The 26,417-nt window shown below is 47.0% G+C and carries 32 protein-coding genes, 1 tRNA gene and 2 pseudogenes; 18 read left to right on the forward strand and 17 right to left on the reverse strand.

Annotated elements, in window-relative coordinates:
- Positions 1 to 402: 402 nt before the first annotated feature.
- The 5 genes from ACZM60_RS10000 (at position 403) to ACZM60_RS10020 (ending at position 5,645) form a co-directional block, all read left to right on the forward strand.
- A complete protein-coding gene (locus tag ACZM60_RS10000) occupies positions 403 to 732 on the forward strand; it encodes an L-rhamnose mutarotase (protein WP_022233104.1) in 330 nt (109 codons plus the stop codon).
- 292 nt (positions 733 to 1,024) lie between these two features.
- Complete coding sequence (locus ACZM60_RS10005) at positions 1,025 to 1,654, forward strand: hypothetical protein (RefSeq protein ID WP_021970339.1); 630 nt, start codon at positions 1,025 to 1,027, stop codon at positions 1,652 to 1,654.
- A gap of 27 nt (positions 1,655 to 1,681) precedes the next feature.
- Positions 1,682 to 2,242 carry an RNA polymerase sigma-70 factor gene (locus tag ACZM60_RS10010; protein ID WP_021970340.1) on the forward strand — a complete coding sequence of 187 codons (561 nt, stop codon included), beginning with the start codon at positions 1,682 to 1,684 and terminating at the stop codon, positions 2,240 to 2,242.
- A 3-nt stretch (positions 2,243 to 2,245) separates the two neighbouring features.
- Positions 2,246 to 3,214: a FecR family protein gene (locus tag ACZM60_RS10015; RefSeq protein WP_021970341.1), complete on the forward strand. Its 969-nt coding sequence runs from the start codon at positions 2,246 to 2,248 to the stop codon at positions 3,212 to 3,214.
- Positions 3,207 to 5,645, forward strand: coding sequence for a TonB-dependent receptor (locus ACZM60_RS10020; protein ID WP_489521432.1), 2,439 nt, complete (start codon positions 3,207 to 3,209; stop codon positions 5,643 to 5,645). The genes ACZM60_RS10015 and ACZM60_RS10020 overlap by 8 nt, the downstream gene beginning before the upstream one ends.
- A gap of 20 nt (positions 5,646 to 5,665) precedes the next feature.
- Here ACZM60_RS10020 and ACZM60_RS10025 read toward each other — a convergent pair whose 3' ends face one another.
- The 4 genes from ACZM60_RS10025 to rsmI all read right to left on the reverse strand — a co-directional run bounded on the left by ACZM60_RS10025 (position 5,666) and on the right by rsmI (position 8,322).
- Positions 5,666 to 6,094 (reverse strand): Fur family transcriptional regulator, encoded by a 429-nt coding sequence (locus ACZM60_RS10025; protein WP_021970343.1) that lies wholly within the window; start codon positions 6,092 to 6,094, stop codon positions 5,666 to 5,668.
- 47 nt (positions 6,095 to 6,141) lie between these two features.
- Complete coding sequence (locus tag ACZM60_RS10030) at positions 6,142 to 6,633, reverse strand: DUF4251 domain-containing protein (RefSeq protein WP_340320268.1); 492 nt, start codon at positions 6,631 to 6,633, stop codon at positions 6,142 to 6,144.
- A 122-nt stretch (positions 6,634 to 6,755) separates the two neighbouring features.
- On the reverse strand, positions 6,756 to 7,610 hold the full coding sequence (locus ACZM60_RS10035; RefSeq protein WP_340320267.1) for a Cbp1 family collagen-binding glycoprotein adhesin: 855 nt from the start codon (positions 7,608 to 7,610) through the stop codon (positions 6,756 to 6,758).
- Positions 7,611 to 7,647: 37 nt separating this feature from the next.
- Positions 7,648 to 8,322: a 16S rRNA (cytidine(1402)-2'-O)-methyltransferase gene (gene rsmI / locus ACZM60_RS10040; RefSeq protein WP_021970346.1), complete on the reverse strand. Its 675-nt coding sequence runs from the start codon at positions 8,320 to 8,322 to the stop codon at positions 7,648 to 7,650.
- Positions 8,323 to 8,495: 173 nt separating this feature from the next.
- On the opposite strand from rsmI, the gene ACZM60_RS10045 reads away from it, so the two are divergent.
- From ACZM60_RS10045 to ACZM60_RS10075, 7 genes and pseudogenes are all read left to right on the forward strand, one after another.
- Positions 8,496 to 9,092, forward strand: coding sequence for a thymidine kinase (locus ACZM60_RS10045; RefSeq protein WP_021970347.1), 597 nt, complete (start codon positions 8,496 to 8,498; stop codon positions 9,090 to 9,092).
- 207 nt (positions 9,093 to 9,299) lie between these two features.
- Positions 9,300 to 9,372, forward strand: a tRNA-Lys gene (locus ACZM60_RS10050).
- A gap of 274 nt (positions 9,373 to 9,646) precedes the next feature.
- Positions 9,647 to 10,906: a site-specific integrase gene (locus ACZM60_RS10055; protein ID WP_016661971.1), complete on the forward strand. Its 1,260-nt coding sequence runs from the start codon at positions 9,647 to 9,649 to the stop codon at positions 10,904 to 10,906.
- A gap of 45 nt (positions 10,907 to 10,951) precedes the next feature.
- Entirely contained in the window at positions 10,952 to 11,365 is a 414-nt protein-coding gene (locus ACZM60_RS10060; RefSeq protein WP_007754738.1) for a virulence RhuM family protein, read from the forward strand.
- A 101-nt stretch (positions 11,366 to 11,466) separates the two neighbouring features.
- The gene (locus ACZM60_RS10065; RefSeq protein ID WP_160217317.1) at positions 11,467 to 12,372 is read left to right on the forward strand and encodes a ribonucleotide-diphosphate reductase subunit beta; all 906 of its coding nucleotides are present in this window, start codon (positions 11,467 to 11,469) and stop codon (positions 12,370 to 12,372) included.
- A 9-nt stretch (positions 12,373 to 12,381) separates the two neighbouring features.
- Positions 12,382 to 13,662, forward strand: coding sequence for an AbiJ-related protein (locus ACZM60_RS10070; RefSeq protein WP_489521433.1), 1,281 nt, complete (start codon positions 12,382 to 12,384; stop codon positions 13,660 to 13,662).
- A 4-nt stretch (positions 13,663 to 13,666) separates the two neighbouring features.
- Positions 13,667 to 14,017 (forward strand): annotated as a pseudogene (locus ACZM60_RS10075) (hypothetical protein).
- 209 nt (positions 14,018 to 14,226) lie between these two features.
- Here the strand turns inward: ACZM60_RS10075 and ACZM60_RS10080 are convergent.
- Complete coding sequence (locus ACZM60_RS10080) at positions 14,227 to 14,499, reverse strand: hypothetical protein (protein WP_007754727.1); 273 nt, start codon at positions 14,497 to 14,499, stop codon at positions 14,227 to 14,229.
- A 566-nt stretch (positions 14,500 to 15,065) separates the two neighbouring features.
- Here ACZM60_RS10080 and ACZM60_RS10085 point away from each other — a divergent pair.
- The 6 genes from ACZM60_RS10085 to ACZM60_RS10110 are packed head-to-tail and all read left to right on the forward strand — an operon-like array spanning position 15,066 to position 17,196.
- Positions 15,066 to 15,329, forward strand: coding sequence for a hypothetical protein (locus ACZM60_RS10085; RefSeq protein ID WP_117916522.1), 264 nt, complete (start codon positions 15,066 to 15,068; stop codon positions 15,327 to 15,329).
- 11 nt (positions 15,330 to 15,340) lie between these two features.
- On the forward strand, positions 15,341 to 15,829 hold the full coding sequence (locus tag ACZM60_RS10090; RefSeq protein ID WP_489521434.1) for an SLOG family protein: 489 nt from the start codon (positions 15,341 to 15,343) through the stop codon (positions 15,827 to 15,829).
- Positions 15,830 to 15,835: 6 nt separating this feature from the next.
- Positions 15,836 to 16,054: a hypothetical protein gene (locus ACZM60_RS10095; RefSeq protein ID WP_489521435.1), complete on the forward strand. Its 219-nt coding sequence runs from the start codon at positions 15,836 to 15,838 to the stop codon at positions 16,052 to 16,054.
- 18 nt (positions 16,055 to 16,072) lie between these two features.
- A complete protein-coding gene (locus ACZM60_RS10100; RefSeq protein WP_489521436.1) occupies positions 16,073 to 16,330 on the forward strand; it encodes a hypothetical protein in 258 nt (85 codons plus the stop codon).
- 20 nt (positions 16,331 to 16,350) lie between these two features.
- Positions 16,351 to 16,938 carry a hypothetical protein gene (locus ACZM60_RS10105; RefSeq protein WP_489521443.1) on the forward strand — a complete coding sequence of 196 codons (588 nt, stop codon included), beginning with the start codon at positions 16,351 to 16,353 and terminating at the stop codon, positions 16,936 to 16,938.
- A gap of 27 nt (positions 16,939 to 16,965) precedes the next feature.
- Positions 16,966 to 17,196, forward strand: coding sequence for a DUF3873 family protein (locus ACZM60_RS10110; protein WP_489521437.1), 231 nt, complete (start codon positions 16,966 to 16,968; stop codon positions 17,194 to 17,196).
- Positions 17,197 to 17,303: 107 nt separating this feature from the next.
- Here the strand turns inward: ACZM60_RS10110 and ACZM60_RS10115 are convergent, their stop codons facing one another.
- From ACZM60_RS10115 to ACZM60_RS10170, 12 genes and pseudogenes are all read right to left on the reverse strand, one after another.
- Complete coding sequence (locus ACZM60_RS10115; protein ID WP_489521438.1) at positions 17,304 to 18,374, reverse strand: hypothetical protein; 1,071 nt, start codon at positions 18,372 to 18,374, stop codon at positions 17,304 to 17,306.
- Positions 18,367 to 18,936, reverse strand: a complete 570-nt coding sequence (locus tag ACZM60_RS10120) for a tRNA (adenine-N(6)-)-methyltransferase (RefSeq protein WP_176932418.1) — start codon at positions 18,934 to 18,936, stop codon at positions 18,367 to 18,369. Before ACZM60_RS10120 ends, ACZM60_RS10115 begins: the two co-directional genes overlap by 8 nt.
- Positions 18,933 to 19,376, reverse strand: a complete 444-nt coding sequence (locus ACZM60_RS10125) for a DUF3872 domain-containing protein (RefSeq protein WP_489521439.1) — start codon at positions 19,374 to 19,376, stop codon at positions 18,933 to 18,935. The genes ACZM60_RS10120 and ACZM60_RS10125 overlap by 4 nt, the downstream gene beginning before the upstream one ends.
- A gap of 13 nt (positions 19,377 to 19,389) precedes the next feature.
- Positions 19,390 to 20,283 (reverse strand): DNA cytosine methyltransferase, encoded by an 894-nt coding sequence (locus ACZM60_RS10130; RefSeq protein WP_141981545.1) that lies wholly within the window; start codon positions 20,281 to 20,283, stop codon positions 19,390 to 19,392.
- Positions 20,284 to 20,286: 3 nt separating this feature from the next.
- Positions 20,287 to 20,871 carry a conjugal transfer protein TraO gene (locus ACZM60_RS10135; protein ID WP_034535967.1) on the reverse strand — a complete coding sequence of 195 codons (585 nt, stop codon included), beginning with the start codon at positions 20,869 to 20,871 and terminating at the stop codon, positions 20,287 to 20,289.
- A 1-nt stretch (position 20,872) separates the two neighbouring features.
- Positions 20,873 to 21,721: pseudogene (gene traN, locus ACZM60_RS10140) on the reverse strand (conjugative transposon protein TraN); the annotation flags it as partial.
- A 212-nt stretch (positions 21,722 to 21,933) separates the two neighbouring features.
- Positions 21,934 to 23,259, reverse strand: a complete 1,326-nt coding sequence (gene traM, locus ACZM60_RS10145) for a conjugative transposon protein TraM (protein ID WP_489521440.1) — start codon at positions 23,257 to 23,259, stop codon at positions 21,934 to 21,936.
- Entirely contained in the window at positions 23,207 to 23,533 is a 327-nt protein-coding gene (locus tag ACZM60_RS10150; RefSeq protein ID WP_489521441.1) for a TraL conjugative transposon family protein, read from the reverse strand. The genes traM and ACZM60_RS10150 overlap by 53 nt, the downstream gene beginning before the upstream one ends.
- A gap of 17 nt (positions 23,534 to 23,550) precedes the next feature.
- Positions 23,551 to 24,174, reverse strand: coding sequence for a conjugative transposon protein TraK (traK, locus tag ACZM60_RS10155; protein WP_005651612.1), 624 nt, complete (start codon positions 24,172 to 24,174; stop codon positions 23,551 to 23,553).
- A gap of 24 nt (positions 24,175 to 24,198) precedes the next feature.
- Positions 24,199 to 25,206, reverse strand: a complete 1,008-nt coding sequence (gene traJ, locus ACZM60_RS10160) for a conjugative transposon protein TraJ (protein ID WP_005651614.1) — start codon at positions 25,204 to 25,206, stop codon at positions 24,199 to 24,201.
- Between the two features lies 1 nt (position 25,207).
- Positions 25,208 to 25,837: a DUF4141 domain-containing protein gene (locus ACZM60_RS10165; RefSeq protein ID WP_005651616.1), complete on the reverse strand. Its 630-nt coding sequence runs from the start codon at positions 25,835 to 25,837 to the stop codon at positions 25,208 to 25,210.
- A gap of 79 nt (positions 25,838 to 25,916) precedes the next feature.
- A complete protein-coding gene (locus ACZM60_RS10170) occupies positions 25,917 to 26,189 on the reverse strand; it encodes a DUF3876 domain-containing protein (RefSeq protein ID WP_489521442.1) in 273 nt (90 codons plus the stop codon).
- Positions 26,190 to 26,417: the final 228 nt, after the last annotated feature.

Consider the following 26,417-nt stretch of genomic DNA (forward strand, 5'->3'; position numbering starts at 1 on the left):
TTATTGTTTCTTTGAAAACAAACCGGATGCATTGCAAGGATACTATATTGAGGACTCAAAACAACTGGCCTTATTCTAAACTTATCCCGAACTCAGGTAAGCTTTGTCATTTTTACTGATTTATTATTATAGATTTCTATTTAGTTAGTCTATTTCTATTTAGTTAGTCAAAATTATCCGCCCGAGAACAATAAGCGCTTTCTGTTCTCCTACTATGTTATTCCATTCTTCTAAGTGGAATTTAAGCTGTTATCCCTCCCCTTAAAAATGGGGGCACAAAGATATGAAAAAAATCAAATGCTACCTAAACATATCTTATGCATAGTAACTTAAATCACTTATTTTTTTGCGAGAAATATGCTAATTTTGCAATACTGTTTCAGAAGTAAATATACAGCATTTATGAAAAGATATTGTCAGACACTCGACCTCTACGACGACAAGGAACTGATAGAGGCTTACGTGGCAGAACATGCGCACGTGTGGGAGGAAGTGAAAGCGGGCATCCGCGAAGTAGGCATCGTAGATATGCAGATTTATATCTACGGCAACCGGCTGTTCATGATTATGGATACGACGGATGAGTTTGATATGGAGCGTGACTATGCACGGCTGGCTACTCTGCCCCGTCAGGCAGAATGGGAAGAGCATATGTCCAAGTACCAGAAGGTGCTTCCGGGGCAGACTTCGCAGGAAAAGTGGAAGCTGATGGAGCGTATCTTCAAGCTTTAATAATGCGTAAATGAACTTTTTTTCGCGGGTTTAAGAAAAAATTTTTCTTCGGAAGTATCTTTTTTGAAAGAAGAATATAAGTCATAGGAATACATTGTATTACAGACACTTACAAAAGCAGATTCTGAACAGAGAGTCGGTTTTTTTTATGTCCGGAAGGGAATAAAATCGTTTTTTCTGAAAAAAATCATTTCAGGCATAGGGGTTTTTCAGGGGGGCCGCGTTATGTAGTCGAAATCACTTAGCTAAGTAACCGAAAAATTAGTATCAACCAATTAAAAAACTAGACATTATGAAAATTAAACTTATTGCATTATCTTTGTGTTTATTCGCTGGTGTTAATTTGGCTAAGGCTCAGGAATCAAGCAAAAACTTCACGCCTTCTGAGAACAAGCATGAGTTCCGCCTTTCGGTGAGTGACGGACTGACTCAGAGCACGGTGGACGTACTGGGCATCGGACTGGGTGACGCGATTACCGGAAGCAAGCGCAGCAACGAAAGCGCAAGCATGGTATACGGTCTGGGATACCGCTACACGCTGAACCGCTTCAAGGTGGGTGCCGACCTGGGATTCTCGCAGACAAGCAGCAAGCTGACACTGGCAGGCGAAACGGCTCCGTCTATCAAGGAAAAGGAACTGAACTTCCTGGTGTTGCCGACGGCAGAATTTACATACTTCAAGCGCAGACTGGTGGAACTGTACGGTAGTGCTTCGGCAGGTATCAGCCTGAAACGTCACTCGGAAACAGGACTGACTGACATGGGCAAGAAAGCTGCACAGAAAGCTGACCTGAACACTGCATTCGCTTACCAGGTGAACCCGATCGGCTTGAGAGTAGGTAACGACCGCATCGGTGGTTTCGTTGAAGCCGGACTGGGACACAAAGGATTCCTGACAGCCGGTGTAAGTGTGAAATTTTAATTAACCTATAGAACGCGAACGCGATACATGAAAGCCTACAGAAAGGAAATATTCAAATCCCGATTTCAGGAGCACTATCCGAGGCTGTGCTGCATAGCCTACGGATATGTTTCTGACAAGGAGGACGCGGAAGATATCGTGCAGGAGCTGTTCATCAGTGTATGGAACAAGGGGCTGGACAATCTGTCCGACCAGGAGTTTGCTGCCTACATGACTACTGCCGTGAAAAACAGCTGCATCTCGTTTCTGAGGAAACGAAGGGATGATGTAGTATCGATAGAAGAGTATCATCAGCCGGCAAGCCACATGACGGATGACGACAGTGACCCGGAAGGCAAGTCGCCGGAAGAGGTACTGGAAGCGGTACTTGCCATACTGCCGCCCAAGTGCAGGGATATTTTCCTTATGGCTAAACTTCAGGGAATGAAGTATCGCGAAATAGCCGAAAAACTGAACCTATCGGAAAAAACCATCGAAAACCAGATGACAAAGGCTATCAAGATGCTGCGGACGTACGTGGCCGAACATGGTCTGACACTGGCTACGGTTGTGGTCATCATTTTATCAATCATCGTTTATTGTGAGTAGAATATGGATTGCAAAGAGGATATAAATGAATTGCTTGCCAGGTATTTCGCCAAGGAGGAACTGACCGGAACACAACAGAAGGTTCTGGATGAATGGATTTCGGCCAACGCAGAGGAATTTGAACGCATGCAGAGGTTGATGAAGGCACCTGTAAAGATGCCGGACAAGATGGATTTCGACGCGGAACAGGCGTGGAGAAAAGTGGAAGCCAGACTGGAAAACAAGTCTTTCTGGCTCGGAGTAAGACCTCACATTGCCATGGTTATTTCGGTGGCTGCCTGTGTGCTGTTTGTGGTGGCTATGGCCACAACGTATTTCCTGCACAGCCAGGAGGATGATTTCAAGGAGTATGCCAACGTGGGCACAAGGCTGAAGCAGGTGCTGCTGCCCGACAGCTCGGAGGTGATACTCTATCCTGAAGCAACGCTGGCATTCAACCCTTCGGACAAGGAAAAGGGAAGAATCGCACGACTGACCGGGAAGGCTTTCTTCCGCGTGAAGAGAATGCACGGAATGCCTTTCAGGGTGGAAACCGGCTTGCTGGATGTGGAGGTACTGGGAACATCGTTTCTGGTAAATGCAACAGACGTGAAAAAGAGTGGCGTATTCGTCAAAACCGGAAGGGTACGGGTAAGCGACAGGGAAAATGACGTGGTTATTGTGGCCAACGAAAAAGTGGAATTGAAAGAAGGTAAGCTGAAAGTGGGGGTAATAGACAACCCGCAGCAGCTCTTCGGACAAGATAAATTAATGATGATTTTTGATAATACTCCCATACCGGAAGTGGTAAAGGAGATTGAACAGAAAACAGGAATACGGATAGAACTTGACAAAGGGCTGGAAAAGAATCTGGTAACAACCCGGATGGACAGCGAAAACGCTACGGAAATCGTACGCGAACTGGCATTCCTGTGCGGATGTAGTTACGAAACGCTGGAAGAAGGGACACACTACAGACTGTATAATGAGTAAACTGAAACTGTACCTCATACTGACAGTGGCTGTTGCTTTATGCGGAATGACCGGACTATACGGACAGGGTTCCAGACCGGCGCAAACGGTAGCAGAAGAAACGTTGCAAGTCAACGCTTCTTCTGCTACTGTGCTTCAGTGGTTTCACCGGATAGAGCGGGAGAAGCGTATCGTGCTGTCGTACAATGCGTCGCTCATCGATCTGTCGAGGGTGAGAAAGGTGGAGAAAACGGGAACGATGACGGTAGCCGAACTGCTGGAGGTGGTGCTCGACGGATATGTGTTCAAGACGGACTTCATACCGCCGCGCAAGCTGGTGATACAGGTCCGAGAGAAAGAGAATTTCTACGTAAGCGGAACGGTGTTCGAGGAAGGCAGCAAGGAACGGCTTTACGGGGCTGTAGTAGCGCTGGAAGACAGCAAGGGTAAACAGTGGAACTGCATTTCCAATAACAACGGGGTGTTTAAGCTGTATGCACCGGAAGGTACCTACAAGCTCACGGTTTCGTACATGGGGTACAGCCCGTACAGCCGGCAGGTCAGAGTGGACAAGGACCGGTTTGTCACCGCACAACTGCAACCGTTGTCGTTCGAGATGGACGAGGTGACGGTGGAGTCGGACAAGCGGAGTGAGGAACTGGGGGAACTGACGCCCTCGAACATGCTTGCCTTCAGTGGCAACGATCTCTTTGCACAGATATGGATTCTGCCGGGGGTGACTTCATCGCTGGCGGGAAGCAACTTTCAGGTAGACGGCGGCAGTTCCGACGAGAACCAGTTTCTGCTGGACGGGGTGCCGGTGTTTCATCCGGGACACATCAACTCGCTGCTGCCGGTATTCAACGGCGATGCGGTGAAGAATATGGTGTTTCACAAGGGGTTCTTCGATACGCATCTGGAGGGAAGACTTTCGTCGGTGACGGAAGTAAACCTGAAGGAAGGCAACAAGCAGAAGCATGTAGGTACGCTTACGCTGGACATGCCGGCAGCCTCGGCTACGCTGGAGGGACCCATTGTGAAGAACAAGCTGTCGTACATGATGAGTGTGCGAAGAAGCTGGCTGGATTTCTTCGACCGGCTGTTTTCGGAAGACAACCGCCTGAACCATGCTTCGTACGACTATAATGCCAAGCTGTCGTATTCACTTTCACCGGTAAGCTCACTCAATGTCATGGCGTACGGAGCGAGAGACGACTATCACCTGCCCTTGCTGAATGAGAACGAAAGCACTTCGGTATTGCGCTGGGAAAATCAGGTATACCAGTTGGAGTATCATACGCAGGCGGGGAAGCTGGGCAACCGCACCTCGCTGTTCTACTCGTCGCACTCCAACCGGGCACGAAACGAAATGCTGGGCATAGACGGCGACGGATATGTGCGCAGCGGCATCCGCTCGGTCAACGTATCGACGGAGTTCGACTATACGTTCGAGAATATCTACCGTGCGCAGTGGGGAGCCAAGTACTCGCACGAGGTTTACGATATTGCTTCGTTCGACGGACAGACGGACATACGACACGAGCCCATCAGCCAGGTTTCGCTCTTCTACGACAATCATGTGCGCATCACTCCCCGCCTGTCGGTGCAGATAGGCGTTCACGGAGTGGGCTACCTGCCCCGCAACCATCAGGCGTACTACAGCATCCAGCCGCGCATGTCGCTGAAGTATTTTCCGGGTGAAGAAGACCTGCTGTACCTCAATTTCTCGAAGATGGAGCAGTTCTATCACTGCCTGAGGCTGTTCAGTTGGGACATGCCTACCGATTTCCGCATGCCCAGCATCGACGGTTACAAGCCTCGCTCGTCGGAGCACTACGAGGCAGGATGGAAGCATTTCCTGAACGACGGGATGCTGGAGGTATCGGCTTATTACAAGACACGGCGCAATGTGGTTGCCCTGCGTCCGGAAGTGTTCGTGGAAGACGGACAATGGGGAGAATATATCATGGTGGGCAAAGGCGACAGCTACGGAGCAAGGATGTACTTCTACAAGAACTGGAAGCGATGGAAGCTGCAACTGTCGTACACGTATGCCCGGAGCCGGGAATGGTTTGCCGAGCTGGCGAACAACGGCAAGATGCCCTCGCTGTACGACATACCGCACCAGTTGAATGCCGCCCTGTCGTACCAGTTGAACACCCGTTCGCTCTTCTCCGTGGGAGGCATGATGCGTTCGGGCAAGGTCATCGACCTGGACGAGAATTTCGATCCGCTGCCCGCCTCGGAGTTCAGGCAGCACCGCATGCCGATGAACTACCGGATAGACGTGGGCTATTCTTACCGGAAATCGTTTGGCGAGAAACTTCTGTCGCTGCGTTTCGGGCTGTACAACGTACTGGGCAATCCGCCCGAAGAAGATGTGCTGAACTTCTATTCCGTACACTGGAAGAGCAACTGCCTGCCCTATGCGGGAGTCAGTTTCCGGTTTTAGCACAGACGAAGGGTGCGCGTTCACTTCATGCGGGCGGCACACTCGCGGCACACCCCTTTCACCATGTAGTTGATGCTGTTCAGGCGGAACCCCTCGGGCAAGTCGATGACAGGGATATGGATGGAGCGGAAGCAGAACGTGCGGTGACACACCTCACAGTAAAAGTGCGTGTGCATGTCGTCGACGCTGCATGTATCCTCGTCGGGACAGACCTCGTACTTCAGCGAGCCGCTACCGTCCTCGATGTCGTGCACCAGATGATGAGCCAGGAACAGGTTCAGCGTGCGGAAGATGGTAGAGCGGTCGACGGTGCCGAGCAGCGTTTCCAGCTCGACGAGTGACACGGCATACGAAGCCTCCATCATCGCTTTCAGTACCAGAATGCGCACGGCGGTAGGCTTCACTCCTTTCTTTTCCAATCTTTCGGCATAAAATTCGGTTGTTTCCATAACGTTTTTACTTTTCGGCTGTCTTTTCCGGCAAAGATAAGCATTCCCTATTGCAACCCGGTTGCATCCAGACTGCCCGTGTAATGGATAGACTGACGGTTACGCATGGTGACATAGATATTCGACGAGCCGTCGTCGTATACGTCGACCGAGAACTTGAAATTATCTTCGCTGGTAGTAGCCTCGAACTCAATCCGGTAACGGTCTTTCTTCAGTTCGCTGGAATAATTCTCTACCGGAGCCTTGAAGCGCAGCCCTTCTCCTCCCCCGTAAGGAATCTGATAAGCCCTGCCAAAGTACGGCAGACAGACATCCACGGAATCCTTCTTCATCTGAAGCCCGTAAGGAGAAGTCAACGGGATGCTCCGTCCGCTCATGGGATAAGCCATGTCGGCATCAATCTTGAAAGTACGGGCTTCCACCTGCTCGTCGACGTAAGCCTTGAGTGCCTCTTTCTTTTCCTCACGAGTCTGTGCACCCGACGTACCTGCCGCCAGCAGGAAGAGTGCGGAAACCATAACATATCGGAATGTTTTCATATACGAATCTCCTTTCTGAAAAACTGTAGGTTGACCGGTGCAAGATAAACAAAAAAAATCTGTTATCCATCTCCACGAGGAAGAATGAATAACAGATTTAATTTAAATTCAGTTATATAACATTACCGAACCTGAATAACCAGGTAGCGAGATACGCTCCAGAACTGGTTAGGATTGGTAATCTTCAGAGTAATCTGTCCTTTGTCGTCTTTGGCAAGTTCGTAAGAACCGGCAGGGTGAGTAGTCAGCAAGGTAGCACGCTTAGAGTACAGCTTGATTTCCTTGTCCTTGCGGATATCGATTTCGGTGAAGTAGTCCTTATTGAACTCATCATCCTTCAGCACGTCGCCACGGTTCAGAATCTTCTGGTCTTTCAGTTCAGACTTGGTACCGAATACATACCATGCAGTGTTGAGAGCCTTGTCCTGAGCGGCAACAGTCTGAGCCTTCGCCTCATTTTCGGCAGTCAGTTGGTCAACGTTCTTGTTCAGGTCGGAAACAGCCTCATCGAGTTCGGCGATACGGATATTCTTAGAAGCCAGTTCAGCCTGCAAAGTTTCAATCTGGCGCTGTTTTTCTTCCAGTTGTGCAGTCAGGCTCTTGATAGCCTTCTTGAGCTGTGCCGACTGGTAGCTGCTGTTTTTGAGCTGTTTTTCCAGTTTGGCAATCTGTTCGCGGTTCGATTTCAGTTTCTCGCTGATAAACAAGATATCTTCCTTGATCTTGTCGGCGCTCGATTTGTTTTCGATAGCATCTCCTGTAAGGTCTACACGATTTTCAGCCTCGTTGATTTCGCGGAAACCTTCCTGGATTTCATTGAATGAACCCATTATTTCATCCAGTTCGGCATCACGGTTTGACAGCTCGACCATCAGTGAGTCGTTCTGGAGCTTCAACGCATCTTTATTCTGACCGGAGTTGTTGCAAGAAGCAAGTACGGCCGCAGCACATAACGAAAATAAAACAACTTTCTTCATAGTTTCTATCTGTTTAGAATTTATAATTTATTCTTCATTATTCCTCTTTACCCGCCAGTACGATGACAATCTCCCCTCTGGGCTCGGTAGCCGTGAAGTGTGCCACTACTTCCTGCAAGGTTCCTCTCACGCTTTCCTCGTGTATCTTGGAGATTTCGCGGCATACGGAAACCTTACGTTCGGGTCCGAACAGCTCGGCAAACTGCGTCAGCGTTTTCACCAGCCGGTAAGGCGACTCGTAGAAAATCATCGTGCGTGTTTCTTCCGCCAGTGCATTCAGCCGCGTCATGCGTCCTTTTTTCTGCGGCAGGAAACCCTCGAAGCAGAAACGTTCGTCGGGCAGTCCCGAAGCCACCAGCGCCGGAACGAAAGCCGTCGCTCCCGGAAGACACTGTACCTCGATATCGTTTTTCACACATTCGCGTACGATGAGAAAACCCGGATCGGAAATACCCGGCGTTCCTGCATCCGACACCAGTGCGATAGTTTCTCCTGCCTTGAGCCGGTTGATAATTCCTTCCACCGCCTTGTGCTCATTGAATTTATGATATGACTGCATGGCATTCTTGATCTCGAAATGCTTGAGCAGAATGCCCGACGTGCGTGTATCTTCGGCCAGCACCAGATCGGCTTCCTTTAATATACGGATCGCGCGAAAGGTCATATCCTCCAAATTGCCTACAGGAGTAGGAACAACGTATAATCTTCCCATACAATGTTTCAATTGTTAATTGAGCAAAGATAGAAAGTTTTTAAATCCACTAGTTAATCTGACTCAATATTTAACAGTTGTTGTATATTAAAATGCTTCAAAGCGGAAAAATCGGACAGAAGATAAGGCTAATTAGCATCACAAATTGTATTTTTGCACAAAATTTTAGACCAATGGTTGTTTTTTCAGAAGATCATACGCATGAAACGTGCCGCAGGGGAAGAATAGAAGTTGTCTGCGGTTCCATGTTTTCGGGCAAGACGGAAGAACTGATCCGCCGCCTGAAACGCGCCACCTTTGCCCGTCAGCGCGTGGAAATATTCAAACCTGCCATCGATACACGCTATTCGGAGCAGGAAGTGGTTTCGCACGACAACAATTCCATTCCGTCGACCCCGGTAGACTCGTCGGCAAGCATCCTGCTGTTCAGCTCGGAGATAGACGTGGTGGGCATAGACGAAGCTCAGTTTTTCGACGAAGGACTGGTCAGTGTATGTAACGAACTGGCAGAACGGGGCGTGAGAGTCATCATAGCCGGACTGGACATGGACTTTAAAGGAGTGCCCTTCGGTCCGATACCTGCTCTGTGTGCCATAGCCGACGAAGTGACAAAGGTGCATGCCATCTGTGTGAAATGCGGCGATCTGGCGTATATCTCGCACCGCACCGTAGCCAACGACAAGCGGGTGCTGCTGGGAGAAAAAGAGGAATACGAACCGCTGTGCAGATGCTGTTACCGCAAGGCTCTGGAAGAAGAAGGAAAGATTTAACATTTTCACATTTCCTTCCTTTCTGCCGGATTTCAGGAAGCTGCTTCGAAAAAGAGCAATTCCCATCACAAAGCAGACTTCTGATAATCAGAAACATACAAAATAAGATAAAAATTTATTCAAAAAAAGTCGTCGCAAAGTTTGGCAGTTTCATACAAAACGCCTACCTTTGCACTCGCAATCAGGAAATGGCTGCAAAACAGGTTTGATTCGCTAGCTCAGCAGGTAGAGCACAACACTTTTAATGTTGGGGTCTTGGGTTCGAGCCCCAAGCGGATCACTTAGGAGAAATGAAAATACTCCGACAAACTAAGACAAAGCTCTTTAAACCAGTGGTTTAAGGAGCTTTTTTCTTACCCGCCTACGACAGAAAAAAGACCTCAAAAAGCCACCCTGTGAAGATTAATCGTTACTAATTCGTTACGGTTTTCCGTTACGATAAAAACCGTAACGAATTTATAGGTAAGTCGCTCATTTGTCGAATATTGGCAGTCGAAAGTCATAGCCGTTACGGAATGAACAAATTAACTTTGCAACAAGAAAGGAGTTACGGTATGAAATCGACATTCAAAACACTCTTCTATTTAAAGAAGAACGAACCGAAGAAAAACGGTCATGTAGTAATTATGGTGCGCATCACGGTGGACGGTGATCAGGTGCAATTCAGCAGCAAGCTGGACATACACCCCGACAATTGGGACACGAAAGCGGGAAGAGCCGTCATCAACAAACAGAGTGCGGACAAGAAAGAAAACCTCAGGGTATCCTCACTTAACAAGACACTGGACGAGATACGTTCGGCCATCACCATGCACTATACACGCATGATGAACGTGGACGGTTACGCACTGCCGGAAAAAATCAGGAACGCATTCCTGGGATTGGAGGAAAAGGAGAAAACGCTCATCAGCTACTTCACCCAGCACAATGAACAGTATGCAAAGAAGGTCGGCAAGACTGCCACGCAAAAGACCTATTCCCGCTACGAACTGACCAAGCAGCGGATGATAGAGTTCTTGCAGAAGGAATACAAGTTGTCGGACATTCCCGTGAAGGAAATCACCGTTACCCACATCGAGAACTTCTACCTTTATTTGCGTCAGGAATGTGAGGTAAGCAACAACACCGCCATGAAATTTGTACAACGTTTCCATACGATACTGTTGTTCGCCCAGAAAAGCGGATTGAGCTTTATCGATCCATTCGGGAATTTCAAGTTCAATTTTGACAAGACCGACAGAGGGTATCTCACGCAGGAGGAAATCGACACGATCTATTACAAGGAGTTCAAGTCAAAGCGGTTGGAACACGTGCGTGATGCTTTCATCTTCAGCTGTTATACCGGTTTGCCTTACTGTGACATCTATACGCTTTCAAGTGAGGACATAAAGATCGGTGTGGACGGCAAGAAGTGGATTATGAAAGACAGGGGTAAAACCGGAGTGGAATCATTCATTCCCCTACTGCAAATACCGTTGGATATTCTCGCCAAATATGAGGGCAAGTTGAAAAACGGAAAACTGCTTCCGGTAATCAGTAACCAGAAGATGAATGAATATTTGGCGGAGATAGCCGCTATTTGCCAGATCAACAAGCGGATCACCTACCATCTTGCCCGGCATTCGTTTGCGACGGAAATCTGCCTTACCAAAGGCGTTCCCATTGAAAGCGTGTCCAAGATGCTCGGACACACCAACATTCAGACCACACAGATTTATGCCCGTGTGGTGGATAGAAAGTTGAGCCATGACATGAATATGCTGGATCGAAAACTTAAAAGTATGCAAAAAGGTACGACGCAAAACGCTGTATGAATAAACAAATCATTATATTGTCACACCATTTAAAAACAACGCCTTATGGAAAATAGAGGATACATCACCATCACCGGTTTGGAAAACAAGGATGAACAACCCATCGTCAGTGTAAAGATAGAGAACGGCAACGTATGGATGACCAAGCACGAACTTGCCCGTCTGTTCGGAGTGTTCGTGCAGACAATAGACGCCAATGTGCGCTCCATCTTCAAATCCCGCCTGCTTTATGACGGCGACGTAACCATAACCGAGAAGCAGGACAAAAGCATCGTTACCTATTATAATCTGGAAGCGATCATATTTCTCAGTTTCCGCATCAACACCTATTGCACGAAACTGTTCCGTGAATGGGTACTCAACTCCCTGTGCGAGTACAAACGCCTGCAAGAGAAAAAGCCCGAAGTTCTTGTCGTTTTCAATCCCGGCAGCAACCGGACAACCATTTCTTATAACTGATATGCATAGAAGCCTGTAAATAGCGAGCCTTGCCCGAAAATCCGACAGGCAAGGCTTTTTTTTCTCCTGAAAATCCTATCTTTACACCAAATAACAGTGTCATGATAGAAAACCTCACCATATCCATATCTTTCAGCGAAGTAGAGGAAGCCCATGTCGGCAACTATTTCCACCTTTCCGAAATGTCCGGCGAGTTTCTGATTATCCAGAAACCCGACAATACCTTCTACTTCCTTTGTTCCAATGATTGTGACATCGTGGGTATCTGCCAATCCTTTGATTGGTATATTGTATCAAAAGACGCTTTTAATGACCGCCTGATAATCGGCATTGGTTTGTCGGATAAAGAAAGCATCAACGGAGAACTCTATCGTGTACAGGATGAAACCACGCTCATCCTTTGGCGTGACATACTCCGCTTTACTTTCGAGAGCGATTTCGTGCGCCGGTTCTTCCCGTACAATACTCACTTCAAAGGCAAGATGCGTATCGACGGAGCACTGTGTTTCTATATTCACGATTATTACCCGACCAGATGCAAGGACATATCGGTATTCGACAGAAAGACGAGTAATCTGGTATTTAGATTTAAGGAAGGCCGACAAGCAGCCCTTGTCGCCAAGATCTTCTCTCTTTGTATCGCCCGGATGCCGTTCTTCAAAGAGAAAGCCGCCAACGCCGTGCTGATCCCCATACCGGCGGCAACCCGTGAACGGAACATCGCCCGTTTTGCCCGTTTTTGCAGCCTTCTCTCACATCGGCTTAAAGTTGTGGACGGTTTTCGTGCCACATGGATAAAAGAAGACCGTGAGCAGATGAAAGGAACTCACGGACAAGACAAGTTATCCAACTTGATCTTTCATCCCGATTATTTTAAAGGCCGGGACGTATTTTTAATAGATGACATTATCTCTTCCGGCGAGAATTTCACGCAAATGAAACGCAAACTGATACAACTCGGCGCAAAATCCGTTACCGGTTTGTTTTTAGGTAAAACAGTAAAATAAAATTTATATATGAACAATATAACAGGAATAACAAAACGTGATATATTTGATTTGTTCTCTAAAGGATTAAATATTGATATTCTTTGGGATACACAGAAGATTATATACCCTTACTATGGACGTTTAAGTGAACTGGAATTTCTTAAGCGGTTATATCCATTAGAGCAAATGCCAAGCTCTGATCCTCGATTTATGAATGCAGAGGGAGATATTTGGCAACATACAGTCAATAATGACGATTATCCTTTTTGTTGGATATTTGATGATGACAGATTTCCTTTAAAAAATGGGAATGATGAAGATTTCCTACGTTTTTTATGCGAAATATTCCACCCCATAGTAAGAAATGAAGAAAAAGATTGGTTCTCCTTTCTTAAGAAATTGAATGAATTGTTATGTAATGACGGCTACGAACTTTATTCTTATCAACAGATTTCAAATAGAGATATTTATAACTGGCGAATTTATACAGATAAACAATCCCCAATATTTGTACCCTTTTCCGAAAGACATAAAAAAGACATATTACAGAAGAAAATATCTTTATCAATCAAATTAAAAGCAAGGGAACAAATTTTTCAAGTTCTAAACAAATATAATTTCACTTATCAGGAAACCGATGAAACGGGTTGGAATTATAATACGACTGTAGGAGATTGTGTCTTTTCTGAACTTAGGCAATTTTATGAACTGAAATGCTACAATGATCAAGGAGAATATATTCCAACGGCTAACATGAAAGATTTTGTTTGCAAGAACTCACCTTTTAAGGTCTTTGATATTATAGAATCATTTAGTCATCACTATGAAGATAAATTTATCTCTGAAATAAATACAATATTATCACTTAATGAAATACCATTCTATTTAAGCAAAGAAGAAGGCATTGTAAGTTCGTATGATTTAAAATTAGACGGAAAAATTATCAGTAGCATACATGAGATAGGACTAAAAGAGTTATTGCAAGAATCTCAATCTTATTTTGATAAAAATCAAAAGAATATAGCAGTAGAAAAAATATGGGATGCTTTTGAACGATTAAAAACATATTACTCTCCAACTTTGGATAAGAAAAAATCTTGTATAAAGATTATAAGTAATATCAGCCATAACAATGTAGACTATGAAGAGATATTCAATCAAGAGTTTCAAGAATTAACAAACATAGGAAATAGATTTAGAATACGACATCATGAAATCGGAAAGATAGAAATTATCGATCCTAACTATTATGATTATTTATATCATAGATGTTTGTCGCTGATTATATTGTCAATAAAATATCTATAGTAATATGGCAATCAAGAAATCCCAGATCGAAAAATGGATAGTCGCCCAAAAGAAACATCGGCTATCGGATACCCATGTACAAATGGCACGTGAACTCGGACTCAACCCCGACAAACTCGGCAAGATAGACAACCACCGGTAAGAGTCGTGGAAAGCCCCCTTACCGGAATTTATAGAAGAGATCTTCTATAAACGTTTCAAAAAGGAACGTCCTGATATAGTCAAGCCCCTGAAACAAATACTTAAAGAACAGGAAATAAAGGATAAAGAAAAAAAGAAGGAAAAAGAAAAACGGCGTAAAGAGCATGAACAGGAACAGATGAATAACGGAACGGATGAAGTTCTTCCATTCTAATCCTCAACCCCGATAGCGGAATAAAAGCCACATCATTATCGGTAGAAAGAACGTTCCCATTTCTCCGAAACCGGAGCGATCTTTCATCCATACAAAATCGTAGAAAAGTGTTGTACAAGCAAGCGTGATGAATCCTACATTGCCCGGTACAACACCTTTCTTTTTTCCGTTTTTGAAATAGGAAAGCTTTTATTATTATCTATATATTTTTACTCTCTGATTTCCTCAAAGGCAATATCTATCGCATCATAGTAATCGCCGTCATTAACGCTCAACGCAGCAACAAGGCTGTTCAATGTCCGAACTGCGTCCAAACGCTTTTCCGTATCATTTTCATCCGGATTACTCAAGACATCTATCGCACAGGTCAAATGCCCTTTCATCTCTTGCAATGTAGATAAACTCTGAATGGGAAACAGATAGAAAAGCCCATCTTCTGAAGACCGGACTATTCCTTTCAGGGGAGTCGATTGTAAATCCATAACAATAAGGTTATTATATTAAATTGACGTAACGCTGCCGGATACTACGTTCGAGGTATCGCCAAACACCCAGTGTAAAGTGAACCGACAGGTTACGTCAAAGTATAACCTACCCGGTTCATTTACCTTCACACTTTTGAAATTGGCGATTTCCGAACGTTGGTAAACGAACACATCACACGATGCTATTTGCATCGCTAACACAAAGGTAGAAATTTTTTCGTATTAATCACCGCTTTATGCATAAAGGATTTATAACACAACGATTCTAAGCAAAGTTTAAGGCTAACTTCCTTCGGGGTATTTCTCTCACTGTTTTCAGTAGCCATCACTCCACATTTAAAACAAAGGAACGAATTAAACTAACTTATTCAAGTGCAAAGGTACTTCGGGTTCTTAACGGAAAAACAAGGTCAAGCCGTTCCGGTTTTGAAAAAAATCTTCCCTGCGCCATAAATGGCACGAGGTATTTTTTCCAAAAACCTTGTTTTTCCTGAACCCTACCTTTTGACGCACATGAAATAAGTCAGCTCAACTCGTCAATGCATAAAAAAAATGTCGTGATTATGAAAACAGCAAGAGAAATACATAACGGAAATAAGAACAGACTCAATCTGCCTCTGCATAAATTGTTTGGCTGGTCGGTTCGGCTCATTCTTTCAGGCTTCTGTTGGAGTCTGTACGGTGGCAGTCTTTTGGCGTGGTTTATCGGTCTGTGGCTCGTAAAAGAACTGATAACGGACATGATCCGCTTCGCATGGGGTTGTCTGGTTTCCATTCTTTCCTTTGCTGTCGTAGTCGGGATTATCATTTGGTTATTAATACTTTAATACACACAGTTATGACAATGGATATTACAAAATCAGTAGCGTTCACCGGACACCGTTCAGAGCGTATCCTCCAAGTCCGTATGCTGTATCTTTATCTGGATATAGTTTCGCAAGTGAGAAGGTTGTATAGTCTGGGCTATTGTTACTTTCTAAGCGGAATGGCGGAAGGCTTTGATTTGCTTGCAGCCCAAGCGGTAGCCGACCTCAAAATGGAATACACGGATATTCGGCTCATTGCCGTTGTGCCGTTCCGCCGGCAGTCAGACAGATACCGCCCGGAGAACAAGTCCTTATACGACCGGATAATGAAAACTGCCGATGAAACGGTCATTCTCAGGGAAGATTACTGCAAAGGGTGCTTCCATCACAGGAACGACTACCTGATTGACAACTCCGAAATCGTCCTGGCCTATTGGGACAAGCATCCCTATGGCGGTACTTATTATACCGTAGGAAAAGCACGGATGATGAACAGAAACATTATAAACCTTTATAAATAAAGCCTTATGAAACGATATAGCAGGATTGTCGCACAACAGTGCAGATATTACGAGGTAAACAACATTTTCGAGTATATGGTGGAAACCTACCTGAACGGCAACATCACCACTTTTGGAGAACTTTACCGGGAATTGTGTAAAGAGGCGAGAAAAGATTTTATCGACTTTCTTCTCAGTGAGGTAGAGCCGATATACTGGAGAGAGATTTTAAAGATGACTGTCTAATGAATAAATCAGGAAAATATGAATGTAACATTTGAAACCGTAATTTGTGCATGGGATGAGAAAATCCCTGCACTCCTTATCCGACTGGTAAATACCCTTCTCTTTTGCCGGACGGAAGAGGAACTCCGCCAATCCATTGACAAACTTCGGGAAACGACCGAACTGGATGAATTTTTCACCTACGGCTATGGCTCACACCTTTTCTGGTGCAACCAGCGCATTTCCAAAGGAAGCGTGCAGTTCATCCAAAGCCGGTTATTCATTGCGACATTTTAATCCTCTAATACATAAATGACATAAAGCCAATATTCCAAATGACACGAGAAGAGAAATTGCAGGAGATTGTAGAATACAGTCCTTGCAGGGTGGAACGCAGCACAGTCCTCCGTTACTTGTTGGCACTACGCCGCAATGACACGGAACAAATCGCCTATTTCGAAAGTTTCGGCAAGAGTGTACGACATATCATACTCAATGTACGCACGTATGAAAGAGGGCTGATTTTCGGCTATGTCGGCAAGCGGTTCAACGAACACGGTTGGATTAATGGTATGTTACCGATAGTTGAAGAAATCAAATTGGATACTTCCAACACGATCCATATCGGGCAATCCGTTGACGGGACGTATGCGGTATCCATCGACTGGTGTACCGGCACAGCCGGAGGCGGCAGCCACCCGTCCGTTTGGGATGAGCCTGTCAGAGATTATAAGGAAGCTGTCCGGCAAGGCATCCGTCTGTTGGAACGACAATACAACAAAGCGGAATGTTGGTCTGTTTCCGACGGAAGCAATTACAACCCGAAGGTTATCTGCAGTCTGAAAGAAAAACTGTTGGAACTCAAGCGGAAATACACACAGCCCCGACAGTTAAGCCTGTTTTAATATTCACAAACTATAAAATCATAAGTTATGGCAACAAAAATGAACGAGAACGGAGTTTCAACCTGCAAGGCGGGTGAGAAATATGAAAAATTCCAAATGACCGTAGGACGGAAAAGGCGCACGTTTTACCATTATGATTACAGGGACACGGCAGACAACGAACTTTTTTCCTGTGTGAAGCCCACATTGGAAGAGTGCAGACAGAAACGTGACGAATGGTTGATTCAAAAACAAAGAAAGTATATGACAGAACAATAAATATCTGAAAAACAAGATATAATAATATATAATAAGGTTGAGAGAGTTATTAACCATTTGCACCAAAGAACTCTCCTTGCCGGTTGTCTGCAAGGAGAGTTCACATGTCATAGTTTTATTCCTTTTCTTTTGATTTGTCTGACCGGTGAAAAGTTGAACTCTTTCAGCCTTTTGTCAAAGGAAACCGTCACATCTTTCATTACCCCCTTCGGAGTCCAAATTTCCTTAACAGGCAAAGTCTTCCCGTCATACAGTTTTTTTATCTGCCCGACAGAGAACTTTGTGCCCGTGCATTGTTCCATTTTGTGATTGAGAGAATATATGTTACAGCTGTTTCTGACAATATCGGGAATCAGTTCCGGTTGCTTTTTCAATAGTTCCGGATACCAATTTTCCGCTTGAAGGCAGATTTCTGCACTTCTTTTATCGGGTGGGATGTTCAGAAAACTTTCCGGTACATTTTTGTCCATTCCCGCAAGATATGCTTTTTCAGTCTTTAAATCATACCTTATGCTTTTCAACTGCAATGCCGAATTATAGGTATCGGCGGCAGCCTGACAGACCATTTTTTCCGTCTGCAGGTGTACCGGCACAGACGAAATTGCATAGCCGTCCCTGCTTACAGCATATTCCGCCATCCGGTCATCTATAATGTTCCACCGGACAGAACGCATCAAATCCGAACATCTCCATTTCCCTTCAAGCAATTTCATAATCTCCAGACAAATGTCGGGATAAGGAACATAAGGCAGCAGCGCAGCCGGTTCGTGCTTTACTTTTGATAATGCGGTACGGCAGATTTCCGGTGTTCTCATGCCTTCAGGCACATATTCCAGAGCCTTTCCGTTCCGTCTGACCATCTCCTCATATACCTCCAAAGGTATGTCGTCTTTCGGCAGTGCCTCCCGGAGATACCGGTCATCTTCCAGAATCAACGGCAAAAAGCACTTCAGTACACCACAAGGCATATCATGTATGGAATCGGGTTTGTTTGTCAGAGCCATACCGACAATCTCGTAGGAGAACATTTCTTCCGGTACATGACGCACATTGGCACTGTCGGCATTGACAGCGTGCCAGCATACATTCTCAGTTTTACGTTCCGGAGGAAGATCCCGAAAATATCCGGGATTTTCCTGTACTGATTTTATATCCGCATCTTCCTGTTTCCTATCCATGCCCGTTCATTAAAGGTTTTATCAATTTCCTCATGTCATCAGCCATCCGGCTCTCTTCATATTTGGAACGGTTCAGATTCTCAAACACAATCTGTCTTGGGAGGACTTTCCAACAAAAGTAACTTGATCCGAAATAGGCAGCGTTCTTTTCCGTAAACTGGATACGTTTGTCGAACAACAACATCTGCATCTCCTTTTCTCGGAACAAGTGAACCGGTGCACTGCTGTTCAACCAAAGATTGGAAAGCAGTAACGCAAACGGCTTGCCGAGTGCAAGGCAGCGTTCCACAACCTTCTGTTTGATACTGAACGGAGGATTGGAAACAATCAGATCCCACTCTTCCGGCTCGTAAACGAAGAAATCCTCACCGGTAAGGATATGGGAGTGAACCACTCTGATACCGGCGGCTTTCAGCGCAAGCACGTACTCACTATGCTCTGTATCAAACGGACACCAGACTATTTTATTTCCGGGTATATATTTGATTATAGGAGCCACCGCATAAGCCGGAGTATACTGCTCGTCGCTGCTTTTTTTCGGGGTATATCCGGCATAAATCATTCGGTATCCTCCTTTTCATCTTCTTCATTATTAAAGGCAAAAGACTTTTGTACAACCTGACCGAAGGAATCAAGAATGTAAATATCTATTTTCTGCTGGTCTGTGTCAAGTGATTTGTAATAGAGTCTGAACGTTTCTTCCGGTAACGGATACAGGTCGTTTGGCAACAAAACCGTACCGTCCTCCATGCGAAGTTCCCCTTTGCCTGTCGGTTGGAAGTACCTGATGAAGTATTTGGTGTCCTGATACTCGCCGTTTCTTACAAGCTGACAACGGATTTCCGCTTCCTCGCCCTTTACGATTGTCGTCTGCACCGGCAAGGTCGCCAGATCAAACTCATACACCTGCTGAACGTCCAATTTGTCAGAACAGGCGGTTACACATATCACACCGACAAGCATGAATGTAACAACAAACAATGTTTCTATCATCTTTTTCATACACATTAAAAATTTAATCGTTTAAAACAGTACTATTTCTGATACGTTCCGCTACGGCACGTACCACCGGTACGCTCACGGCATTGCCGAGCATCGCATACCGGTTGGCTCGTGAGATTTCCCTCACTTCCCCGTTGATAATTCCGTATCTGGTAAAATCATCGGGAAAGCCTTGCAAGCGTTCGCACTCCACTTCCGTCAGCATACGGATTCGGGATTTCTGTTCTTCGTTCGGCTGTCCGTCAAAAGTTTCCCCCGGTTGCAGGTTTATCAGATAATTGCCGAAATTGGGCTGTTTGTAATAGTTACGTGTTATCGTTCCGCAGGTATGGGAATGAACCGTGTCTTTCCTGCACGGATGATTCCATCCACCCGGCGCCGGGAAAGGAAATACATCTCCGGTACACCGGTCTGCAACACGTCCGACAAGGTAGATTCTCTCTCTGTTCTGGGGTAGAAACCATGCCGTATTAAACAGTTGCCATTCAAGTCGATAACCGCCAATGTCGGCAAACGCTTTGATAATGCTCCAAAAATCTGATCGATGCTTTGCGAAGAAGACTCCCTTAACATTCTCCCAGATAAAAACGTCAGGTCTGAATCTCCCGACGGCTTCGACAGCATACCTGACAAGGGAACTTGCCTCTCCACGCAGCCCGCTGCCGTCGCCGACTGAACTAAAATTCTGGCAAGGGCTTCCGAAAGTGATGATGTCGGGATGTCCGATTTCCGCTGTTCCGATTTCTGTAACCGATCCGATATGTTCCGCATAAGGAAAATTGTATTTGAAGTTGGCGATTGCATTTTTTTCTATCTCCGAGAAATATACTTTCTCAAACGAGTATCCGGCAGCCTGCAATCCTTTACTAAAGCCGCCAATACCCGAAAATAATTCCAAAAGAACCATGCCCTAATCAATTATGAATTTGACGCCCACCCCGAACTGGAAATGAAAGTGTCCGCTGTCATTTCCCCAGAGGCAACGCTCACGGGCATGGAACAGCAATACCACCTGGTTGGCAAGGTAGGTTTCTATCTCCAGCGATACCGCACCGCCATAGACAAACGCATCCCCGGCACACAGGCGTGAGCCGTCGAACAACGTACTTGTGCCCCAATTCACGGTTTCATATCCTGCCAGCACCGAACCGCCGGCATAGCAGAGAAACACCTTGTTGGCATCCGAAAGGAAATTATAATAATAGCCGCCTTCCGCAGTGAATTGGGAAACCGGGACACGTATGTCCTTGTATGGATAATACTTCTGGAGATACTCGCCCCCGAATACCCACTTATGGCAGCCGTTCACATATCTGTCCGTTCCCAGTCCGAAATGGTAACCCAGCTCGTTACGTTTGTCCGCAGTGTGAAAACCGTCCGTCATACCGGCGGTAATACGCAGCCCTTTTGTACCGGGCAGGCAACGTTGGGCATGTGCCTTGTCCGTCAGGACAAAGCACAAAAACATACATATAATAACAGATACCCTTTTCATACTATTTCACCTTCAGTTCGTTAATGACTCTGGCACGGATCAGCTCGGCGTTGGTCAGAATAAACCGCTGATGCCTTCCCCCGTTCTGCTCGTTCATCTCGACAACCAGCTGCTTGTCATCCGGAAGGGTGAATTTGGGCAGGGTAAATACCGTCCGTTCCTTGCTTTTTCCATCAACCGCCGTTACATAGTTGAAGGCACGAAGCGGCACGATAACCTGTTCCTGAATGGCGGTACGTTTTGCAACCTTTTTGTCCACCACCTTAAAAGTAACGAAATCAACGGAGAACGGCACGTTGGAAGCGTTTTTCAGTTCCGTATGGAAATAAAGCAGACCGTTGTGCGTATAAATCCCCTTCAGGATATACTGGATGCCGAAGCGCTTGCAGCCGATATGCTTCACCAGACGTTTGTTGTTGTCATAGACGGACTTCATGATCAGCCGTACCAGCAGCGGGGACTCGCTGCCGAGTTCCGTAAGGTAGATTTCCTGAGAGTTGTTCGGCCGGTTCACCGCCTCGCCATCATGGATGAAGTCTTTCATCTCGATATTCAGCTTGGTCGGCTCGTCCGCATACTTCACATTGAATGTATAATAGCTGCCGTCATCCGTGATCACCGCCAGATTCGTTTCACGGGAGAAGTCCCTCAACGCTGCTTTCACCCGAAGCACGTTCTCCGAGCCGTCCGCTTTACCGGCAAGAATGTCCGCCGATCCCAGATCCACATACTTGATAGCAGCCGGGAAGATAAGGTGTACCGTTTTATTGAATGTCACCTCCAAAGCGTATGGAGGAACCATCCGGTCGAATGCCACCGGGCGTGTCAGCCCGTCAAACAGATCACCGGTGGACGGACTGCGCCTTGCGTCCTCCTTATCCGGCAGCGGCATGGTTTCCGTTTCTCCGGAATCCGCCGTTTCTTCCGTGTCATTTCCCGTCTTTTCCACTTTCACGGTCTTTTGTGCATACGCACCGGTCATACCAATGGCAAAAGCCATCATTAAAATTACTTTTTTCATGCTTGTTGTTTTTTCTTGATTGATAAATTGATTTTAACCGTTTATTGTCTTGACACGAGCAGTAGCTCGTAATCCGCCTTCAAAGTCGCCTTGGCAGTCCTGAACTTTGTGGAAAGGTATTGCGATGCGCCCTGTATCACCCCTTTGCCCAAGTCCGCAGCCAACTGTGCGCCGGCATTGGTGGAGATATTGATGCTGCTTCCCATTGCCGAGCCCATGTTGGCCGCCATCTCCTTGACGGCGGTAAGCTCCTGCGATCCCCTGACCTCAATGCCCTTCATGCCCCTCGTGTCATAAGCGTCCAGCTCCACCGGCAGGATTGTTCCCTGAAAGGCAATCGAAGAAACGGTGATTTCCATGCGCTCACCGCTGATTTTCGCCGTGCCGGTCAGTATCGTGTTGGCGGGTATGTACAACTTCCCGGCCTGCACCGGCTCCAGCAGGCGCAGATCCACTTCCTGACCGTCGCTTCCCGAAACCGTTACCGTCCTGTACACGCAGGCACGGATACCGTTCCTTTCCGTACGGCTCCGGACTGTCCCTACCGTGTGGAAACCCATGTTTCTGGGCTTGCCGTACTGTCTGGCAAACTCTTCATCGGACAGGGGTGCGGCCAGCAGGCTGACCACCCGTTCCGTTACCTGCGTAACCGGGCAGACCGGCGTTTTACCCGTAGAGGAGGACACGGCGACCTGTTTGGTTTCACCGCCGCCCGGCATGTACCTTGCCGCCATCTCGTAGGACTTCTCCATCAGCCGCAGTTGCTCCTCGCTGTTTTCTCTGGCCTTGCGCTCTTCCTCCGCCTGACGCTCCAGCTCCTGAATGCGCCATTCCAGTTCCAGTGTTTTCTGGTCATCTTCCGCAGGCCGTGTTTCATAAAAACTGTCCAACTGCCGGTTGATGTCCTGATAGGCATTGGCCGAGGAACGGATAGACGGACTGCCGTTGTCCGTGTCCTCTTCCGTCAGGAATACTTCGTCCGCTGCCGGCTCTTCCTGTTCCAGTGATACCGCCAGATCCTGAAGCGTGTTCATTTTCTCCTTTTGTTTCTTTTCAAAGGCACTTTGTTCGTAGGCGGTCTTTTTATCCGACAGCAGCCCCTTGTCCTCCGGCATCGGAACATCCACGTTGAATCCCTCCCTTAATGGCTCGTCGCTGTCCGAAGGAGCGAATATCAGCCACATCGCTCCCAGAAACACGAGAAAGAACAACGGATACACGAGCATCTTCTTCCGCTTGAGCATCTCTTCCGGAGTCAGAGGTCTGGCCTCTTTCTTCCCCTGTTTCGGCGTTTGCCCTTTCTCTTCCGCCTTTTCAGGCGTTGCAGCGTTCGCCGGTTGCCGCTCCTGATTTTTTAGGTTCTCCATAATCCACCTGGTTTTTAATGTTTATACTATCCTTGTTTATCCGCCTGTACAGCTCCATCCGCCTGATATGCTCCATTTGCAACTGCTCCCCCTCATGCCTGCCGATGCGGTATATCGAAGATACCGTCATGTATATCGACAGACAGCCGAAGCCGGTGAGCATGACCACCACGCAGACGAGCCGTACATCGGGCGACATCCGTCCGCACAGATAGCGGAGTCCGTCGTCTATCCTGTCAGGCACGTACCTGATCCATTTTTTCAATCGGTTCATTTCCTGTCTTTTTTAAGTTATCGTTCAATGGTTCTCAAATCCCGGTTCTCCACGATATTGAACTGCTCCATCGTGAAGCCGTGCGGGTTATTGTCCGACCTGACCGAGTTCAACAGCCGGCAACGGGTTACAAGGCTCCGTTCCGTGATGTTGCTTGACCTGACCAGCGACTGCCGTGCGTAGGTCGTTACCACATACGGGTAGCTGTTGAAGTCGCACGCCACGCTGTCCACCCGAATGCTCTGGTTGATATTGGCCGAGATTATACGGTTGTAATACCCCTTTTCCTCCCAGTCCTTGTAGTAGCGGAACGCACTCTCGTCGCACAGGAACAACGCCCTGCGGATATTCGACTCGATAGCCGCCTTGTCGGGCGACAAGGTGAAAAACAGCTCGTGAAAACGCCGGATATGTTCTTTCGCCTCCACCGGCCTGTTCTGCGAAAGGTCTTGGGAAAGAGCAAGTATCAGGGACTTCCCATTGTCCAGCACATAGATTTTCTCCCTCTGCCGTTCGGCGAACCGGTAGGAACTCCAGAGAGCATAGCCGGTAACCAGAGCACAGAGCGAAACGAACACGATACCCATCGTGCGGATTTGCCGGAAGCTCGTTTCTATATTCTTCAAACTCTTAAATTCCATATGTTTCTAAGATTTTATATTGGGTTATCTGCCTCTTAACTTGCCGGCTACATGGCCGACGGCTGCACCGGAAACAGCGGCAGCCGCACGTCCGCCCTTCAATGACCACGAGTTGACCTGCTTGCCGTAGTTGCCGGCTCCCGATGCCTGAATCACCCATGTGGATACTGTCGGAATGGTGAAATACCCCACAATGGCTATCAGCATGAAGATGATGTAAGCGGAATTGTTCACGTCGGGCACATAGGCGGGATCGCTCAGTGCGGCGATGTCCTTTTCGATCATCAGTACCTGAATCCTTGCCAGCACGGAACTGAACAGGTCGGATATGGGCAGCCACAGATAGATGCTGATATACTGGCAAATCCATTGGATCATCGTATTGTGGAAGCCGTCGTACACCGATATGGCGAACGACAGGGGCCCCAGAATGCTCAATACGATCAGGAAGAAGGTTCTCAGCGTGTCCAGTACCAGCGAAACCGACTGGAATAGCAGTTCCAGAAAGCTGCGGAGAAAATTGTTTACGCCCTGCCTGGCCTGGTATTTGAAGCGTTCCGCCGCCATGCCCGCCATCGCTTTCAAGTCCGAAGGCGACCATCCCAGATCCTCGATCTGGCGTTCATATTCCTCGTTGTCGACCAGATACGCCGTTTCCGGATTCCTTGTCATCGCCTCGTATTCCAGCTTCTGCCGCTTCTCGGAATACTCCCGTATGTTCAGCGTCTGGCCTTCCATTATATCGTGGCAGCCGGTAACCACAGGACTCATGATGCCGTTGAGAGTTCCCAGAACGAATGTGGGGAAGAACATGATGCACGCACCCAGACAAAAAGGTCTGAAGAGCGGGTAAATGTCAATCGGCTCGGCTCTCGAAAGAGCCTGCCACACCCGTGAGGCCACATAGAACAGTGCACCCAGTGCGGCCACTCCGGTAGCCACACCCGTGATGTCCGAACAGAGCGGCATCATTTCGTCATAAAGGTTGCGCAACACTTCGTGAAGGTTGCTGAAAGTTTCCTCGCCCGTCATGTCACCAGTATTTTTGATTGTCCGTTCCGTACAAGTCCAGCACCCTTCGGGTATCGTTCTTCTTTTTTGCACGCAGGTAAGAGATGCCGATGTTCCGGTTCGTGTAATACCTGACCAGATTGCGTTGGTTTCTTACGTCACGGTACACACGGTCGATCACATCCATGCGCTCCTTATCCGTCATGGAAAGGCTGGTGGAGGTTACGACCGTCTTCATCTCGTTCAGCATACCGCTGCTCTCTTCCAGCATCTTCGCATATCCGGAAGCGATTGCCGAAAGCTCGTCCGGCGTATAGTTCTCGTCCGTCAGCATTTTCTGGAAAGAGTTTACATAGATGTCCGATATTTCACCGACCAGAAGAACGGTTTGCTGTACCTTGCGGGCATCCTTAACCAGATTGTTGACCGCTTTCAATGCGTCGTAATAACGCTTCCCCTGTTCGTAGATCTTGACTGTTTCCTGAAAATTCTTCACCATATTTTCTGCCGTCGTCGTGGTCTGCACCACATTGCGGGTTGTATTCACGATGCTTTGTGCAAAGTTCGAGGGATCGAACGTCACCCATTGTGCCTTTACTGCCATAATCGGGCAAAGAAGCCCGGCCAGGCAGACAGCCATAATTCGTTTCATGTCTTTTAAAATTTTAATGTTGAATAAATCGGATAGTTGTTACTGTCATTTACGGGAGAACCGGGGTTCTCCATTTTCCCTATGAGTCATCCGCACGTACATAGATCCCTTCGGTAGCCAGCACCAGCCGGTCTTCTTCCCGGTCATAAGCAAGCTGCACCCTCCACAGCAGGTCTGCCCAGATGATGCCGCCACTTTGGTGGATCGTGCCTACCACCACCGCATCAAGGTGGTAGGTCAGGGCAATCTTGTATGCGCCACCGTCTCGGAATACGGTAACGGGCGGCGACTTGCGGTTGCTTTTCCACTCCCCGCATATCCAGTAGAGCGGAAACAAGGTTTCATACTCCATAGGCATTTACGGTATTTCATTGCTTTGATTCCGTTTCTTTTCCGCAAGCCTTCGGATAGCCAGTTCGATATTGCCGTCCAGCTGTTTCGCCAGTTGTTCCACTTCCACCTTCTCGCTCTCTTCGGTCGTGTAGCAGTAGGCTAAGCACCCAGCGCCTTGTCATATTTCTATGGTAGGTTTCCGAGTACTCGCCTCCGAACCGGACTTACAAGTCTCCCTGTATCCGGC

It is taken from the genome of Phocaeicola sp., from assembly GCF_057861905.1.